The 1,832-nt window shown below is 65.2% G+C and carries 2 protein-coding genes; both read right to left on the bottom strand.

The window, feature by feature from the left end; genetic code table 11:
• Positions 1–605, bottom strand: a 605-nt coding sequence (locus BRAS3809_RS32295; RefSeq protein WP_035659981.1) for an ABC transporter substrate-binding protein, incomplete at its 3' end; no start/stop codon positions are given.
• 437 nt (positions 606–1,042) lie between these two features.
• Positions 1,043–1,832: ABC transporter substrate-binding protein (locus BRAS3809_RS32290; protein WP_035659979.1), on the bottom strand; the 790-nt coding region annotated here is incomplete at its 5' end.

Genomic DNA, 1,832 nt, shown 5'->3' with positions numbered 1-1,832 from the left:
CTCTTCACGAACTTGAACGGACCCGAGCCGATCTGCTCCGGGATCTGCTGGCCCTGCGGCGTCTCGGCGAGCCGCTTCGGCATCATGAACGGGACGTAGGACGACGGCTTGGCGATCGACTCCAGCACCAGGCCGTAGGGCTCCTTCAGCTTGAGCACGATGGTCTTGGCATCCGGCGCCTCCAGGCTCGCCGTGAAGTCCATCAGCTTCTGGCCCATGCCGTCGTTGCGTCCCCAGCGCTTCAGCGAGGCGACGCAGTCCTCGGCCGTGACCGGTGTGCCGTCGTGCCACTTCAGGCCGTCGCGCAAAGTGAACGTGTAGGTCAGCTTGTCGTCGGAGACCTTCCAGTCCGCCATCTGCGGCTGGACCTTGAAATTTGAATCGGTCGCCAGCAGCGTGTCGTAGACCATGTAGCCGTGGTCGCGGGTGATGTAGGCGGTGGTGAAGCCGGGGTCGATGACGCGCAGATCGGAGTGCATCACGGCGGCGATGGTCTTCTTGCCGGCAGCGAGCACATCGGGCGCGAGCGCAGGCGCCAGCAGGACGGCGGACGCAACAAGCCATGACGCGAGCGCGGAGCGGGCCCGGCGCGAATGAGGTGACATGCGATCTCTCTTGACGTGACGGGGTGAACGACGGCCTCGGGATTGACCGAGACACGGCGACCGCTGGACGTCGCTCTTCGTTGTCAAGGGCCGCCGCCCAGCGCTCATTCCGCGAACGAAGAGTTGCAACAGTTCTCGCGCCCGTCAATCGGCTTTGACGTCGCCGTTCGTCGCTGCCGTGCATCCTATTACCAGCCGCGCTCCCGTAGGGTGGGCAAAGGCGCGGCGGTGCTATTTGTAGGAGCAGAACGGGAGAGGCGCCGTGCCCACCATCTCTTCACCGCCACCATCTCCTCACTGAATGTTCTGCCCGGCGGTGGGCACGCCGCCGCCTTGCGGCGGCCGCTTTGCCCACCCTACGGAACGTTACCGCATTGCCAAAAGAAAAAGCGGCGGAGTTGCCTCCGCCGCTTCGGTCCTTCGCGGTCGCCCGCGACCTACTCGCTCTTGTCGATGTTCCAGAACACCGGCGTCGCCGGGCCGTCGAGCACGCCGGTCAGCGACTTGCGCCAGCCGCTCGGCAGCAGATACTGCCCGAGCGGGATGTACAGCACCTTCTCGTAGTTCAGCTTCTGGATCTCGGTCGCGATCTTCTTCTGCTCCTCGGGCGAGGACGAGCGCGCATAGGCGTCGCGCAGTTTCTCGACCTCGGCATCCTCGGCCCAGCCGAACCAGCCGCCCTTGGTGCCGCGGCCGCCGATCGACACGTTCGCCACGGGATTGGCGACGTCGGCACCGACCCAGTTGGTGAAGAACATGTTCCAGCCGCCTTCCTTGATCGGCTTCTGGCTGGCGCGCCGCGTCACCACGGTCTGCCAGTCCGTCGCCTGCAGGTCGACCTTGAAGCCAGCCTCGCGCAGCAGCTGCGCCGCGACCACCGGCTGCGCCTTCAAAGTGGTGACGTCGCCCGGCGCCATGATCGCGATCGGCGTGCCGTCATAGCCGGATTCGGCGAGCGCCTTCTTGGCCTCCGCCATGCCGTTGCCCTTGATCAACGTCTCGGCGCCGATGTCGGTCTCGAGCGGCGTGCCGCACACGAACACCGCACCGCAGATCTTCTGATACTTGGGATTGCCGACCAGCGCGTCGAGCACGTCCTTCTGATTCAGCGCCAGGAACGCCGCGCGGCGCACCTTCACATTGTCGAACGGCGGATGCAGGAAGTTCATGCGGCCGAGCGTCTGGTAGCCGAACTTGTTCAGCACGTCGATCTTGAGATCCGGATTG

The sequence above is a fragment of the Bradyrhizobium sp. STM 3809 genome (genome assembly GCF_000239795.1).
Classification (GTDB): domain Bacteria; phylum Pseudomonadota; class Alphaproteobacteria; order Rhizobiales; family Xanthobacteraceae; genus Bradyrhizobium.
This window is presented reverse-complemented; position numbering and strand designations above follow the sequence as displayed.